Here is a 14846-nt window from a genome sequence, read left to right as displayed (position 1 = left end):
ATTCATTTATTTTTTCATTTGATTCTTCTAACTTAAAATTATCATTGCTCTCTACTTCTTCTAACTTAAAGATACCCTTAATGAGCCACTAAATTTCCCTACACCTAACTTACTATTGGCGCTAACCCCTTTTTTATTCTTGATAAAACAATACTTCAGATTTTTTCCTAAAAATACTCTTTAAATTAATAATAAATCTATATAGTTAGCAATCTAATAGATCATTTTTTCTTCATAATTATATAACATTAATTAAATATATTTGAAAATGAATCTTGAATATTAAGGAGTTTTTATGCTTACCGGAATTCACATCAATAATGTTGCTACGTATAATGCATCGACACAATTAGATGGTTTAAAAAAGATAAATTTTATATTTGGAGCTAATGGATCTGGAAAAACTACGATTAGTAGAATTATAGATCAAATATCAGGCTATACACATTGTCCACTTCAATGGTTTGGTGGCGAACAAATAAAAATCTTAGTCTACAATAAGGACTTTATTGATAGAAATTTCAATCAAGAAAATACTGTGAAAGGAGTTTTTACTCTAGGTGACGATCAAGTTGAGGCAGAACGTCAAATTTCTTTATTACGTCCCCAAATCGACAAAGTAACTAATGAAATACGTGGGCTAAACATTCGACTTAATGGAGAGACAAACCAAGCAGGTATAGTCGCTGAAAGAGCCGCCTTAGAACCTGAGATCCAAGCAAAATGTTGGCAAAAAAAGCAGCTACATGATTCATACTTTCAGGAAGCTTTTACTGGATTTAGAAATAGCGCAGAAAGATTTAAAGATAAGGTTTTACTCGAAAAACAAAGTAATACATCAAACCTATTATCATTAGAAGTACTAAAAGAAAAAGCATCAACAATATTTTCGAGTAATGTCGTTAGATACGAAACAATTCCGACTTTTGATGCATCTGTACTTATTGATGCACAATTCAATCCAATTTTACAAAAAAATATTGTAGGAAATCAAGATGTTAATATCTCAAAATTGATTGAGACTCTAGGCAATATTGATTGGGTTAAACAAGGCCGTGAGCACTTTGAGAGCAGTTACCCTGAATGTCCTTTTTGCCAACAAATTACTCCGCCAAGTTTTTCTGAGGAATTAATTCAGTTTTTTAGTGAAACATATGAACAGGAAGTAGGCATTGCAGAACAATTATTCAATCAGTATGTAAATACATCTGACAGAATATTAAATACTATTCAATCTATATACAGTCAAAATAGCCCTGCTTTAGAAATGGAATTTTTTCATGCAGAAGGTCAAATTCTCCATGAACGTTTAGAACGGAATAAAGGCAACTTACAAAGAAAATTGTCAGAACCAAGTCTAAAAATTTCACTAGAACCAATAGAACCTATTATTAGTAAAATCTTAGAACTGATCCAAGAAGCAAATCAGAAGATTATGCAACACAATCAAGTTGTTCAAAATCTCTCGACTGAAAAGCAAGATCTTACCAACCAAGTATGGAAATATGTAATAAATGAGCTAGATAGCGACTTAAATCACTATATTCAGAATAAAACTAGGCTCGATTCAACTATTACTGGAATGAACGCGAGCTTAAAACAAAAAAGGGATTTTTTAACTGATTTAGAGTTTCAAATACAAGAATATGAAAAGAGTTCTACTTCAACAATACCAACGGTAAATGATATTAACGGACTTCTTCTATCTTTCGGATTTACTTCTTTTAATATCAGTCCTGTAGATGAACATGGTCATTATAAAATTTGCCGAGCTAATGGAGATGATGCTAGCAGATCTTTGAGTGAAGGTGAAAAGACTTTTATTACGTTTCTCTATTTTTATTCACTTATAAAAGGCTCTCATTCTTCATCAGGAATTACTGAAAGTAGAATTGTTGTCTTTGATGATCCTATTTCAAGTTTGGATAGCGATATTCTCTATATTGTAAGCAGCCTCATAAAGCGTGTATTTGATCATGTCAGAACTAATAATGACTTAATTAAACAAGTTTTTGTTCTAACCCATAATGTTTATTTTCACAAAGAAATCACTTTTAATAACAAGCGAAGTCAAAATCAGATCATAAGCGACGAAACCTTTTGGATGGTCAAAAAAAATTCTAGTGGATCTACTATTGAAAAATGCTCAGAGAATCCTATTCGTTCAGCCTATGAATTGCTGTGGTCAGATATTAAAACGAACAATCAGTCAAACCTGACTATTCAGAATACATTACGTAGGATTCTTGAAAACTATTTCACTATGTGGGGAGGTATGAAAAAAGATCAAATTTGTGATTTATTTGAAGGTAATGAAAAGCTAATTTGCCAATCGTTGTTTGCATGGGTTAATGATGGTTCACACTCAATTCATGATGATTTGTATATTAACCATGGCCAACAAACCAACGAGTCATACTTGACTGTTTTTAGAGAGATTTTCACTAGATCGGGGCAATCAGGTCATTATGAAATGATGACAGGTGGTTCAATAGATCTTACGTATTGAATAACAACAGGCGTAGTTTGCAGAATTGAAAGCGTACTATTCATAATCATTTATAATTTCAAAACATAAATAGAGGTAAAAATGGGGCAAGCCAAGAAAAGAGGTTCATTCGAGGAGAGAGTCAAACAGGCTCAGGTACACCAAGATAATTTCTATGGGATAAGTGCAAGCGTTGAAGATATTCGTAAAGAATTAGGGCTACCTGATGATGCTCAATCTATTGGATACGTTATTCATTTACCAGATCAAGATGAGTTCGTTGCAGACATAATTGATAATGATATGGCATTTTCTGTTGCTTATGCAAAATTACCGAAAATGGCAAAGGCTTATGATAAGCCTAAGTTAGCGATTGCAGATGCTAAAAAAATCACTAAACATAAACTACTTGTATGTGTTCTTTTTGAATCATCAAAGCAGTATATGATTAATGATATTTGGTCAAATTATTAATCATTTCAGGGTGTAATGATCATATAAGATAAATGATCATTACGTTTTTTTAAATTATATTAATTCTTAGCCAACCAAGCGGCTGTACCTTTTTAAAATACAGTAATGTCTTAATTATCTTTCAAGAACATTTCAATTTTGACCGCTGAAATCTGGTGGGATTATTGAGTATGAAAGGTTGGTATATGGTGTTATACATACAATGACATCAAATTAATTTTTTATAGAATTAAAATAGTTCTTTAATTGTTAATCTCTTTCCAAATACAGCTCCTGTATCAACAAAAAAACAATTATGATATTGCTGTGGTACAGATACAACTGTATGGCCTAAATAAATTTCATCAATATCAGTTACGGTTTTTAAAAGTTGGCTTTTTAAACCATAAGAAATTCTGCCTGTTCCCCATAGTGCCATTTGTAGAGCAGATGAATTTTCTAAAGTAAAATAATCATTTTGTAAGATTGATTTCTTGAATTCTTGCCAGTTGTTCAAATGGATATCAGCATGAACGAATCCATATATTTTCCCTTTAAAAACAACTTCCAAAACTATCGGTAAATTCACGCATAGGGTCAAACATTCAAGTTTTTTCTCAATAGGAAGCTGATATAACCACTCCCCTCCATGCTTACAATGGAAATCAACCATTTCTGGCGCTAGTTGAGCTTCTAGACACATTTGCTCATGATTTCCTCGAATAGCTTCGAACCAAGGTTCTTTGATTAGTTCAAGGCATTTAAGACTATCTTGGCCTCGATCGACTAAATCACCCACCGATATAACCAAATCCTTTTTAAAATCAAACTCTACCTTTTTGAGTTGCTGCATAAACTCTAAATAGCAACCATGCAAATCACCAACAACAAATAGGCGTCGGATATGAGAAGCATCGAAGTGTTTTACGAGTGCATATGCAGGAAAAAGATCTGCCTCTGACATAAGTACCATGATTGAACGCAACCGATTTTTTTCAAACTACTTTCAAATAAATATTTAAAGTCTTATCAACACTTTGATAACTCGCATATTTCTGACAATGCGTGCTATCAAATAAAATGTGTTTAGAACTGTTCTCAACTATGTTATCTAGTTGCTTAATGTATTTAAATCAACACACCTAGATAAAATTATATATTATTCAATATGATATCAATTGCAGTTAGCTCTGACTCAAGCCTTAATAGCTTTTTATCGCGATCAGATGTAAAGGTCAAAACTTTATTCTTGATGTTGGGATATAAAGCCACATATTTATGAAAAGTTTCCAATTCAGCCTTTATCTTATGCACTTTGCAATTTGCTTGATGATAATCAAATAAAAGCTTTTTTTGTACAGAATCTTTGTCATAGATGATATCCGAATGAGCTATAAAATTTTTTCGATCACGATTTGTGCTGTACTTAAAAGTACAACCAGAACGATCAATGATCATTATATGTGACTCACCTAACTCTCTAACGATAAGATAAATTTTTTGATAGTACTTTTTCGACTTAAACTCGGGAAAACAATGAATAAATCCTCCATAAATATCTTTAAACTCACTGTTTTTAAAAGTATTTTCCGATAAATATTTCAGCATATCCTGCTTAAGTCTAAAAGTAATATTCATCCGACAACCAGCGCACCACAAATATCCTATTTTGGGATATTTTCACTCATAGTTCAACATCTTTGGCTATGCATTCAATACATGACCCAAGATACAGAGCAATCATTCAAAGATTAATCATTTTACGTGAGTCAAAAGACGTGACTCAGGTAGAACTAGCTATGTCGTTAAAAAAACCCCAATCTTACGTATCCAAAACTGAAACTTATGAAAGACGATTAGACATTATTGAATTACAAGACTGGTTAACAGTTTTAGATACCGATATTTGCTCTTTTTTGGGAAACATTAAATAAATTAATCTTCAGCTTCTGTATTCTTATCAGATGACAAACAACTGATTTTATAAATTTAGTTTAAACAGACTAGATCTTTAATTTCCAAATTTTTTTCATTGTTATGCAATTTAGATCATTGTTTGCACGATAAGGAATACAAATAGTATCCTTATAAAGTTCCGTTATACTCTATTTTAACTAGAGAACTAATTGCTAAGCGTCCTATGAACAAAAATTTAATAAAGCTCTCTCAAAAGCTTAGGGAAAACTCAATATATTTCCTTTATAAATACTTAAAAATAGAAGACTTTAAGTACAGAAAACTTACTGAAGGAGAAATTCAAATTGCAAGAAAAGTCTTTCAAAATACGATCAATTACAATACAGTAAAGATATTTAATATTCCTTATTTACCTTGGCAACCACTTAATATAATCATTGCCCCAAATGGAAACCTTTTTGTTAATAAAGAATTATATTCTAAAGACTATTCTAAATGTTCAATTACTACCCAAGGAATATTTATTCACGAACTTGCACATATTTTACAATATCAAAAACACAAAAATGTTGTTTTAAGAGGTTTTTTATTACAAAGTGCCTATTATCTTAGTCTAAAATCATATAATCCATATAAGTACCACTTTATTGAAAGCAAACCATTTGAAAAATACAATATCGAGCAACAAGGCGAAATAGCCCGTGATATATTTTTTGATAAGATTCCAAATATTATTACTCGTAGTTGATTATTTAGAATCTTTATCACGAATTGGGATCACATTAATTTCTTCTAATACACTCAATCTCTTTTTTAGTTGGTAATTTTCATATAGTAAAGATACTTCGCGACCTAAAGCATTTTCTAAGTTTTTACGTAAAGTGTTCACTTCCTCCTCTAATTTTAAAATTTTACGCTGTTCCATGGGTAATAAATTCTGTTTTTCCGCAGCGCAATCTATTGCCACGATTAAGTCAGCAAATATTGGTCTAGATTTTTTAATTGCCCCTTTACTACGTCCAGCTTCTAAAGCTACAGCATCATTAGAGATCTTTGCATCCAACGAAATTCGAATAGGCTTATTCAATTTTAACCGCTCAAGTGCCTCAAAATATTCAACAAGCGCTTCAGACATTAGATCAATCTCCGTTAAATTTAATCATTTTAGACTTTGTTTCTTTTAGGATTTGTAAATGAGACATTTCCGTACGATATTCCAGCGTAGTAATATCTAGAAATTTAATCAATTTCTCTTGAGCAGCAATAACTCTTTCTAATTTAGGTAAACTTACAATCAAATTTCTGCAATTTTCTTTTAGACAATTAATTTGCAACCAGTTAATAGCTGTCTGATTACATGCTCCCACTTTGGTACAACCACCTACAATGGTTTCCTTATAGGCTATTTCACCATTTTTGAACCGTTTTAATGTTTGTTTACGGTCAACTAATAATAGACCCTCTTTATTTTTAAGCGTATTTTCAATCCAGTGTACATGACCTCCATAAAGAGGAGAGTTTGACATTAACACGTTAAATATATATCCCAGTGCACTTGATTCCGCCTGAGTTTGCTGCCATTCGTTAGCAAAGTGCGTTTTATCATCAGCGATCAAATTTTTTGCAAATGAAGATCCTCTGGCATAATAACTCGACATTTCATTAGTAATGTGTTGTAACTGCCTCCGAAGTGAAGGCAAAGAAACTAAACCTGACCGTTGAGCATAAAGTGCCAGCGAACGACGCAACTGATGTGAAGTCAGACCCCAATATTGTCCGATACGAAATTTTTCTTCTGATCGCCATGCTCGATGTGGGTCAATCTGCTCTAACTCTTTAAGATCGGCATGTTCAATTTTGGGAAGCATTTTATTAATAGATTCTTTACGATATAGAGTCCCAATTCGATATTTAGTAGTAGTCGACGTAATAGGTTTACCTGTAAACCCAAATGAACTTGCAGAAATGAATAGTGGGTATTTAAAAATATCTGGGTCAATTTGTACATCCTTAGCATCATGAATCTCATAAATATAATCTGCTATCTTTTGAGCAATCCTAACGGCTTTTAATCCATCTACACTCGTTACCCATTGCGTGACTAACGGAATTCCATGATTTAGCTTAGTTGTTCTACCAATAATCAAAAAATGTTTCTGTGAATTTGAAACAACTTCCTTAATACACTTATATGGAAGGGCTTTTACCTCATCATCTCGCATACCTGTAAAAGCCTGTATTACAAGTTTACAAATACCTTGGGTATCTGTAATTAAGGCATTTAAGTTTTTCAAGGTGAACTTTCCTGTTTTACTTATTATATATTCTCTTAGTTCTGGCGATGCCCGATCTAAAAATTTAGTATAATGAAAGGAGTAAGTTCTTAAATTTCCTCTATTTTTAGCAAAAAAATAACTATCCAATATTATATCAAACAACTCAGTTTCATTTTTTTCCCACTCATCTAAATACTCTATAAAATTTGCTAAAATTTCAGAATAAATCCTTGTCGGAATTGGTGCATGTTGTTTTAAAGACTGTCTGTACTGCTTGTTCTGTTTTTGAAGTAGTCTTATCGTAATTGGCTCTACGGTTTTTATCGCAAAATTTTGATAACTACCGTTCATTAATAACAGTAATAGGGAGGAAAGAGTTTCAATTAACCATCCTGAGTTCTGAGATCGAACAAATTCTAAAAATAATGGGGTATCACCTATCACTGCTTTTAGTGTAATCTGCCGCTGTTCTGCAAATTTTGCAATTTCCCGAACAACAGTCAAATAATTCCTCAAAGAACCAATGCTTAATGGTTCCTTATCTCTCAACCAAATTAAGATAAAAAAAATCTGTTTGATTTCATCAATTAATTTAGCTCTTTCAGGAGATAACGGTCCCTGATCCCAAAAAGTAAATAACAAGGTGCTCGGCTTACCTTCAGGATCATATACTGTAAAATCCCAAACGATGTCTCCGTATCTTGAAACCGTAATTCCCTCACGAGTTCTACTTACTACAAAATCGTTTGTAGGATAATCATTACTCATTATATTGAATGAATCAGGAGGCAATGCTTGATCGGCAAATGTCAATTTTGCATCTAGATTTAAAGCAGTCATGTTATCCATTCTAACTCCATAAACATTTCCAGCTTCCTAGCCCAATAATCATCAAGCTCTCCTTCTTCTACCTCTAGCAAAATTTTGGTAACTAACTGCTCATTGTATTCTTTCAGCTTATCAAGGATTAAATCAATTCTTGATAAAATTGGTCGTAATGTTGCACGTTGCTCTTCTAGACTTCCAATGATGTGTGCTGTTTTTTCAATACAATAACGACAGCTTATTAATTTGCGAATATCAGTCTCATCCACATGTATTCTATACTTATCACAAAATAAGCAACCTTCTGGATCAATACAATTTGGTTTGTTAATTGAATCTTCGTTGTTTAATGCCAATGGATTACCAAAGGATGAACATTGACCTGTAGCACTTTTCAACAGGTTTTTTTGATCATTCTTAGTGGAAAGGACAACATTAGACATGTTATGCAGAAAGCTTGATAACTCTTCCCAATGACTACTTTCGGAACCTGCAATATAAGAAGACAAAACTGTTTTTTCTGTATTTTGTAAAACTGATGCGGCCGTTGCAAGGTCAGTGTTCCGTACTAGCCAATCACTTTTTGCAGCGCGCCATTCTCTGGATTGAACCATTTGTAAATAAGGATCAATTCTTCTCAGGCTTAAGTAAATACCATGTAAAGTACCTGATTTTAATTGTCTAGGCGCACCTAAACCTCTTTCACCTAAAGTAAAAAACAAATATTCACACTCTTGCTCATTTAAAAGATATTCTCGTAATGCGATGAATTTTTTAAATCTAGGCATAAACTCCAAAGGCACCTCAAAACTGCACTCTTTCCCACCAGCTCTCCATTTCACTATTCTAAAAGATTGATTTGAACTCGATATTTCATAATCTTTACCCCATGATAAATTCAATGCCTGTGACAAATTCATCCCTGTTTGAGAAAAAAATAAAATGATGAAAGCATTTACTGCAATTGTTCCAACATGCATTCTTTGGTTATGTCTGTAATTCTTATTCGCAGCTATTAAATTGTGTTCCGCCTGTTTTAAAATAGAATAATCTTTGCTGATATTGGTGTTTGGTCTTAATCGTAATTCAGCAATTTGCTCTAATGTATTTAAAGTACCAGTTAAATAATTGTAGGCTAGACAGCTATGACGTTTCCGTAATGCTTTGCTTGGATGAATAAACCATGATTCAACTGGAAAAATCCAAAGTATATTTTCTGTGAAATTTAAATGATCAGGCATCACCAGCTTGTATGGATATTGTTTATGCTCAAGAACTAAAGAAGTAAGACCATCAAAAATATTTTCACATAATGATAAAATCCTACCCTGTACATTTTCGCAGGGGGATTGTGTGTGTTTCTTTAGACGAGAATTAACTCGGATTAGAAAAATGCCAAACTTTAACTCTTCATCTTCAAAAAAATCACATAGAAATTGAATAATAGTATTTTGTTGTCGTGCCCCACTATTTACATTAATCTCATTTCTGGATACTCTTTCTTTTAAATAGTGTGTGTATTGAATTATTGCATTCTTCGCTAGTTGCTTTTTATTTAAAACATCAAAAAAACCGTTCTGATCCGCCCAATATATAAAAACTACCAACCGTGAAACCATATCTTTAATAGTTTCAACTCGCTTTCCGCTATGTAAAAAATATTCTGAAATGTGAGATATAAGCAGGCGTATATCTTGTTTACGTTGCTCGTAAATCGAACTGATTTGTACTAGTCTCCCAGATTTTGAATTTCTTCTAGCACCTAAATGAGACTTAGCAATAGGTTGGCGAATTAAATAACATAAAGAGCCTATATCAATCGTTTTGCCATGGGGAAATCTCAATATCACTTGTTCAGGCTTTAGTAGACTAATATCAGAATCGACTGGTAAGTTATAAACTTGAACGGTTCTTCGCTCTAAATTCATAATCGATGCCTCAACTCAAATTTTTTAACAATTTCACACAAATGATCATTATAAGCACTAGCCACTTGCCTGATATGTTCCAAATTTTGACGATACTGCAAATATAAATCTGTCGTTGCTGATGATTCATGACACATTCTAACTCTGACAAATTCTCGCGCTTGATGAAGGCTTATTTCTCCCCTTGCAACATATTCCAATTGCTCATCGGTTAGATTCATACCATAAGTTGCTCTCAAATCATGAAATTGATAACGAAACTCAGGCTTATTAGATTCCACACGAATATGCGGAATCATCCATTCATTAATAAAAACTCTAATTCCTTGCCCATTTTTCACATGATGCAACTTAAAGTCCTGATCAAAGTTTTGTATGTCTGATTTAGACTCATAGTAAGGTCGTCCCCGATTAGTCAAAAATAAATATTGGTCATCACTATTGCCTAGTGATGATTTAGCTCTCCGTTTTTGAGCCCTTTCGCTCATAGCGTAGATCTGTAATTTTTGATAAAGCCAAAATGGAATATGTATAACTATTTTTTTATCATTTTTGGTATCTATACCTGTGCTCTGCCCAGCAGGAATTATAATTTCTTTTAATTCAGATTCTGTCATCTCTGTAAGAATATGGTGCAGCTTCATTGTGAGAATCGTTTGGAGCCTAGCTCCAGTAGCTATCCCCAACAGATGGATTAAAATCATTTCAGTATTCTTCGAAGCAAACAGTGCATTAAGTAAGCTAGCTTGCTCATCTCTCCGCAAAGGTCGAAGTTTCCAGCCGTCTTCGATTGTATCTGCATACGGATTTTTGGAATTTGCGACTTTAATTGATATATCAGTTGACTTAATATGTTTAGTGATTAAATCACCATATTGATTATTTTTATCTATGTAATGATCTGACTCTTTCCACATTGGAAATTCTGGTTTCAGTACACCTTCACTTTGAAGCCAGCAATAGAAGGCGATTATAGTACCCATTCTTCTTCTAGCTGTTGAAAATCTAATTTCTTCTGCTTCTAACAATCCTCTTAAGTAAGCCCTATAACGATAAGTTGGTCTGTATAATTTGTTCTTATCGAAGACAATCCAATTAATATTAGTTTCATCCAAAAAATGTCGATATGCCACTAAATCATTGGCTATATTTAAATAAGTTGCCATAACTACATCTAGACTATTTCTTATCTTATCTAGCAGATAAACATTCGCTTCTGCCCATGGTATTCCTCTGTAATCGACGACTACAGGATATAAGTTAAATTGAATGGTTTCTTCTATCTCCCTAGTACCTAATGTTTGATCATATTGAAAGACTTTTCTGGTAACAGGTGTAAACTGATACTTAGTCTGTTCAGATAGATTATCTTGAGTTGATTCAACATGTGAGAGCTTGACCACCTTTGTTTGAGTAAAAGTAGATAAAGTTATTTTTCTCGCTATCCCTAACATTTCAGCCCGCCTCAATTGAAATTACTTATCAATTTACAAAAGATTATTACTTGAATAAATGGTCTACATTAACAATACTATATGTCCATTTTTATAGAGACTTATATATGTTGTCTATTTTAATGAAACTTATGGATGTGAGTTCATGAATCAGCCATGACTGTTGCTGCAAAGAGCGTTTTGAGAAGTCTTCACACCAGTTTTGAGGATTAAAATACACATTGCCATTCGGGCTGATGGCATAATTTTTAATGACGCCACGATGTGCCACAATCCGAATAGCATCTAACTGTAAATGCGCACCAAAAACCGACTTGGCCAGCTGTTTTTCAGCTGCGGTTAATTGACGGCTTTTAACTTCAAGTAATTGATTTAAATTATTTAATATAGATTTCATAAGTCATGTCATCTGATCTAGCAATCATCATGCTTCCTTGGCTCGTTTATTCTCTCATTAACGCTGTAATTTTTTGTCTTAATTCGGATTTTTTTTTGTTTTTCTCTCATTCAATGCTGCAATTCGTATATAGTATCCAATTGCTAATTATTGATTAAACATCTATTTGTTTATCGTCACGTACACAGCGTTGAGCCAATAGCCATAATAAATCAAAAGTCTGTGTACACATCCCTATAGGTATAGGATTAAGTTGGAATGAAAAGTTTTAAAATTGCCCTTGCACAATTCTCTCCGCATATTGGCAATATCGAAGCAAATGCTCAAAAAATGCTTGACCAGATAAATGAAGCCAAAAAACAAAAAGCTGATTTAATCGTCTTCCCCGAACTTTCAACCGTAGGCTATCCTGCGGAAGACTTATTACTTCGCCCTAGTCTTGCTAAACGCACACAAAAAGCATTTGAGCTGCTTAGCCAAGTAAAAGATATGGTCGTGGTGTTTGGTTTTGTTAACCAAACAGAAGATGGTCAACGCTATAACGCCGCAGCGGTCATGAAAGATGGTCAAGTACTGGGTATTTACAACAAGCAAAACCTACCAAACTACGGCGTATTTGATGAAAAACGCTATTTTAGCGAAGGTCAGCAACATCTTGTTTTTGAATATCTAGGTCATAAATTCGGCGTTCTGATTTGTGAAGATGCTTGGTCGCTCAATACCGTGCATCAACTCTCGCAACTTAATGTTGAAACTGTTTTAGTTTTAAATGCGTCACCTTATGAAGTAGGTAAACCTCAGCACCGCCTGACCACCATGGGTGAGCTTGCAAAACAATTGCATATTAACTTGGTTTACACCAACCAAGTCTGTGGTCAAGATGATCTCATTTTTGATGGCACCAGCTTTGTGATCAATCAAGATGGGACGACTGCTTTACAAGCCCCAAGCTTTAAAGAAGATCTGTACTACGCTGAATATGCGGCCGAGCAAAAAGCCTTTAAAGTAACCACCATTACCCCTGTTTTAGACACCATGGCTGAAATCTACCAAGGTTTGGTTTTAGCAACACGTGATTATATTCAGCGCTCTGGTTTCGCAGGTGTCATTCTTGGTTTATCTGGCGGTATTGACTCAGCATTAACACTGGCAATCGCGGTTGATGCCATTGGTGCGGATAAAGTCCAAGCTGTGATGATGCCTTATAGCTACACTGCTCAAATCAGTATAGAAGATGCCGCAGCGCAAGCTAAAAACATGGGTGTAACTTTTGGTATTGCCGAAATCAATCCAGTTGTAAATAGCTTCATGCACACACTGTATCCGTTCTTTGGCAATAGCCCTGCTGATGCCACTGAAGAGAATCTACAGGCACGTGCACGTGGCACATTGCTCATGGCCTTATCGAATAAATTTGGCAATCTGGTCTTATCTACAGGGAATAAATCAGAGCTTGCTGTCGGATATTGCACACTCTATGGCGATATGGCAGGTGGCTATGCGGTGCTCAAAGATGTGTATAAAACCATCGTCTTTGAATTGGCAAAATACCGTAACAGCCTTTCAGACACACCGGTCATTCCTGAACGTGTGATTACTCGTCCACCTTCTGCGGAACTTCGTCCAGATCAAAAAGACCAAGACTCTTTACCGCCTTATGACATTCTGGATGCCATTCTTTATGCTTATATTGAAGAAGATATGAGCCAAGATGACATCATTGCCAAAGGCTTTGAAAAAGAAGTGGTTGAAAAAGTAATTCGCCTAGTCGACCGTAACGAATATAAACGTCGTCAAGGTGCAATTGGTCCGCGTATTAGCTCACGTGCATTTAGCCGCGAACGTCGCTACCCAATCATCAATGGATGGGCACCAGGTGTCTAAGCCTGACTTTGCTCAACAGTTTGCTCAAGCGCTTATGCTTGAGCAAACTCACTTTATTAAAAAACAATTATTATCAGAACAAAATAATCCATACATCGAAAAATTTGTTCATCATATTTACAGCCATTCAGATCAAATTTTATTAAAACAATTTATTCAACTTGAAGCACTACAAGATGTGGTTCAAAAATATGCGTTTGAATTGAATTTAGGCTCAGAAATCCTAGAATTTATTGGGGTGATTGCACAAAGAATCCATCAGCTTGCGATCAACAGCAACACTCAAATGAATGAACTATTTTCCGATGAATCATTTGAATTATGGATGTCTAAGATCCTTGAATTAGACCAGCTACGTCATTACATCCAAGCAAATTTATTACACAATCCACAAATACAACACGTGAGTTTACAGCTTGCAAATCAGATTTTAGAAAGCAATACCCCTTGGCTCGATCATTTACGTAAGCTCAATACACATAATCATGGTTTAGGGTCTAAAATACTCAGTTTTATTCAAGACCAACAACAAAATATTGAACTTAAACTTGAGCAGCAACTCGCGCAAGCATTGCTCAAACAGTTGGGCAATATCATTTTATTACCCAATGAAGAACTTGCCGATATTAGCCTACACTTATGGGATGATATTAAACAAAGAACACTTAAAGAAACCTTCTCTCAATTTCAAGCCATCGACTTTGAAGAGTTTTTTATCTTGGTGTATGAATCATGGCGACAGTTACGCCAAGCCGACTATTTACAACACGTTATTTTAGATGTGGTGGCTTGTTTTTATGACTATTTTGCAGAATATAACTTACAAGAATTATTACAGTCTGTTGGACTCGATGAAAAAGATTTACATCAAGAAGCATTACGCTTTCTACCCCACACCCTACAAGCTTTGGAACAACAAGGTTTATTGGACGGGATTGTAAAAGAATTAATCTCACCTTTTTATCTCAGTGAAACCACGCAGCAATTTATTCAGCAGTACATAGAAAACAACGTTTAATTTCTGTCTGCTCATTTCATTCTAAAAAAGCAATGACCATTTTTAGACCCGCAAAAAAAAGACCATGCTGAGAGCATGGTCTATAAAAATGGTGGCTATGACGGGACTTGAACCTGTGACCCCCGCATTATGAGTGCGGTGCTCTAACCAACTGAGCTACATAGCCAAAACTGTGCGCGCATTATCTAAATTTACACGAGTAGCGT

13 protein-coding genes and 1 tRNA gene are annotated in these 14846 nt (G+C 34.3%); 6 read left to right on the top strand and 8 right to left on the bottom strand.

Going from position 1 to position 14846, the window contains the following annotated elements; all coding sequences use genetic code 11:
• The first annotated feature begins 295 nt into the window (after positions 1–295).
• On the top strand, positions 296–2509 hold the full coding sequence (locus F994_RS14310) for an AAA family ATPase (RefSeq protein ID WP_004651274.1): 2214 nt from the start codon (positions 296–298) through the stop codon (positions 2507–2509).
• An 81-nt stretch (positions 2510–2590) separates the two neighbouring features.
• Entirely contained in the window at positions 2591–2962 is a 372-nt protein-coding gene (locus F994_RS14305) for a hypothetical protein (protein WP_004651273.1), read from the top strand.
• Between the two features lie 229 nt (positions 2963–3191).
• On the opposite strand, the gene F994_RS14300 is transcribed toward F994_RS14305, so the two are convergent.
• Together F994_RS14300 and F994_RS14295 are read right to left on the bottom strand one after the other, a co-directional pair.
• Positions 3192–3905, bottom strand: a complete 714-nt coding sequence (locus F994_RS14300) for a metallophosphoesterase (protein ID WP_034697372.1) — start codon at positions 3903–3905, stop codon at positions 3192–3194.
• Between the two features lie 188 nt (positions 3906–4093).
• Positions 4094–4579: a hypothetical protein gene (locus F994_RS14295; RefSeq protein WP_004651271.1), complete on the bottom strand. Its 486-nt coding sequence runs from the start codon at positions 4577–4579 to the stop codon at positions 4094–4096.
• A 68-nt stretch (positions 4580–4647) separates the two neighbouring features.
• On the opposite strand from F994_RS14295, the gene F994_RS17270 reads away from it, so the two are divergent.
• Both F994_RS17270 and F994_RS14290 read left to right on the top strand, forming a co-directional pair.
• Complete coding sequence (locus F994_RS17270) at positions 4648–4875, top strand: helix-turn-helix domain-containing protein (protein ID WP_081399755.1); 228 nt, start codon at positions 4648–4650, stop codon at positions 4873–4875.
• A 206-nt stretch (positions 4876–5081) separates the two neighbouring features.
• Positions 5082–5606: a hypothetical protein gene (locus tag F994_RS14290; protein ID WP_004651269.1), complete on the top strand. Its 525-nt coding sequence runs from the start codon at positions 5082–5084 to the stop codon at positions 5604–5606.
• On the opposite strand, the gene F994_RS14285 is transcribed toward F994_RS14290, so the two are convergent.
• From F994_RS14285 to F994_RS14265, 5 genes are all read right to left on the bottom strand, one after another.
• The gene (locus F994_RS14285) at positions 5607–5993 is read right to left on the bottom strand and encodes a hypothetical protein (RefSeq protein ID WP_004651268.1); all 387 of its coding nucleotides are present in this window, start codon (positions 5991–5993) and stop codon (positions 5607–5609) included. It abuts the gene before it with no gap.
• Between the two features lie 4 nt (positions 5994–5997).
• The gene (locus F994_RS14280; protein ID WP_004651267.1) at positions 5998–7983 is read right to left on the bottom strand and encodes a hypothetical protein; all 1986 of its coding nucleotides are present in this window, start codon (positions 7981–7983) and stop codon (positions 5998–6000) included.
• Positions 7971–9887: a hypothetical protein gene (locus F994_RS14275; protein ID WP_004651266.1), complete on the bottom strand. Its 1917-nt coding sequence runs from the start codon at positions 9885–9887 to the stop codon at positions 7971–7973. The genes F994_RS14280 and F994_RS14275 overlap by 13 nt, the downstream gene beginning before the upstream one ends.
• The gene (locus tag F994_RS14270) at positions 9884–11341 is read right to left on the bottom strand and encodes a site-specific integrase (RefSeq protein ID WP_004651265.1); all 1458 of its coding nucleotides are present in this window, start codon (positions 11339–11341) and stop codon (positions 9884–9886) included. The genes F994_RS14275 and F994_RS14270 overlap by 4 nt, the downstream gene beginning before the upstream one ends.
• A 91-nt stretch (positions 11342–11432) precedes the next feature.
• The gene (locus F994_RS14265) at positions 11433–11738 is read right to left on the bottom strand and encodes a hypothetical protein (RefSeq protein WP_004651263.1); all 306 of its coding nucleotides are present in this window, start codon (positions 11736–11738) and stop codon (positions 11433–11435) included.
• 258 nt (positions 11739–11996) lie between these two features.
• On the opposite strand from F994_RS14265, the gene F994_RS14260 reads away from it, so the two are divergent.
• Positions 11997–13622, top strand: a complete 1626-nt coding sequence (locus tag F994_RS14260) for an NAD+ synthase (protein ID WP_004651262.1) — start codon at positions 11997–11999, stop codon at positions 13620–13622.
• The gene (locus tag F994_RS14255) at positions 13615–14640 is read left to right on the top strand and encodes a hypothetical protein (RefSeq protein ID WP_004651261.1); all 1026 of its coding nucleotides are present in this window, start codon (positions 13615–13617) and stop codon (positions 14638–14640) included. Before F994_RS14260 ends, F994_RS14255 begins: the two co-directional genes overlap by 8 nt.
• An 89-nt stretch (positions 14641–14729) precedes the next feature.
• Here the strand turns inward: F994_RS14255 and F994_RS14250 are convergent.
• Positions 14730–14806, bottom strand: a tRNA-Met gene (locus F994_RS14250).
• Between the last annotated feature and the right edge of the window lie 40 nt (positions 14807–14846).

This window comes from Acinetobacter bohemicus ANC 3994, assembly GCF_000367925.1.
GTDB lineage: Bacteria > Pseudomonadota > Gammaproteobacteria > Pseudomonadales > Moraxellaceae > Acinetobacter > Acinetobacter bohemicus.
Note: the sequence above shows the minus strand (reverse complement) of the source record. Positions and strands in the feature narration are given on the sequence as shown.

Bases quoted from the DNA above. Each gene is read 5' to 3' on its own strand.
- F994_RS14310 (WP_004651274.1), top strand. From the start codon at position 296: ATGCTTACCGGAATTCACATCAATAATGTTGCTACGTATAATGCATCG.
- F994_RS14305 (WP_004651273.1), top strand. From the start codon at position 2,591: ATGGGGCAAGCCAAGAAAAGAGGTTCATTCGAGGAGAGAGTCAAACAG.
- F994_RS14300 (WP_034697372.1), bottom strand. From the start codon at position 3,905: ATGTCAGAGGCAGATCTTTTTCCTGCATATGCACTCGTAAAACACTTC.
- F994_RS14295 (WP_004651271.1), bottom strand. From the start codon at position 4,579: ATGAATATTACTTTTAGACTTAAGCAGGATATGCTGAAATATTTATCG.
- F994_RS17270 (WP_081399755.1), top strand. From the start codon at position 4,648: ATGCATTCAATACATGACCCAAGATACAGAGCAATCATTCAAAGATTA.
- F994_RS14290 (WP_004651269.1), top strand. From the start codon at position 5,082: ATGAACAAAAATTTAATAAAGCTCTCTCAAAAGCTTAGGGAAAACTCA.
- F994_RS14285 (WP_004651268.1), bottom strand. From the start codon at position 5,993: ATGTCTGAAGCGCTTGTTGAATATTTTGAGGCACTTGAGCGGTTAAAA.
- F994_RS14280 (WP_004651267.1), bottom strand. From the start codon at position 7,983: ATGGATAACATGACTGCTTTAAATCTAGATGCAAAATTGACATTTGCC.
- F994_RS14275 (WP_004651266.1), bottom strand. From the start codon at position 9,887: ATGAATTTAGAGCGAAGAACCGTTCAAGTTTATAACTTACCAGTCGAT.
- F994_RS14270 (WP_004651265.1), bottom strand. From the start codon at position 11,341: ATGTTAGGGATAGCGAGAAAAATAACTTTATCTACTTTTACTCAAACA.
- F994_RS14265 (WP_004651263.1), bottom strand. From the start codon at position 11,738: ATGAAATCTATATTAAATAATTTAAATCAATTACTTGAAGTTAAAAGC.
- F994_RS14260 (WP_004651262.1), top strand. From the start codon at position 11,997: ATGAAAAGTTTTAAAATTGCCCTTGCACAATTCTCTCCGCATATTGGC.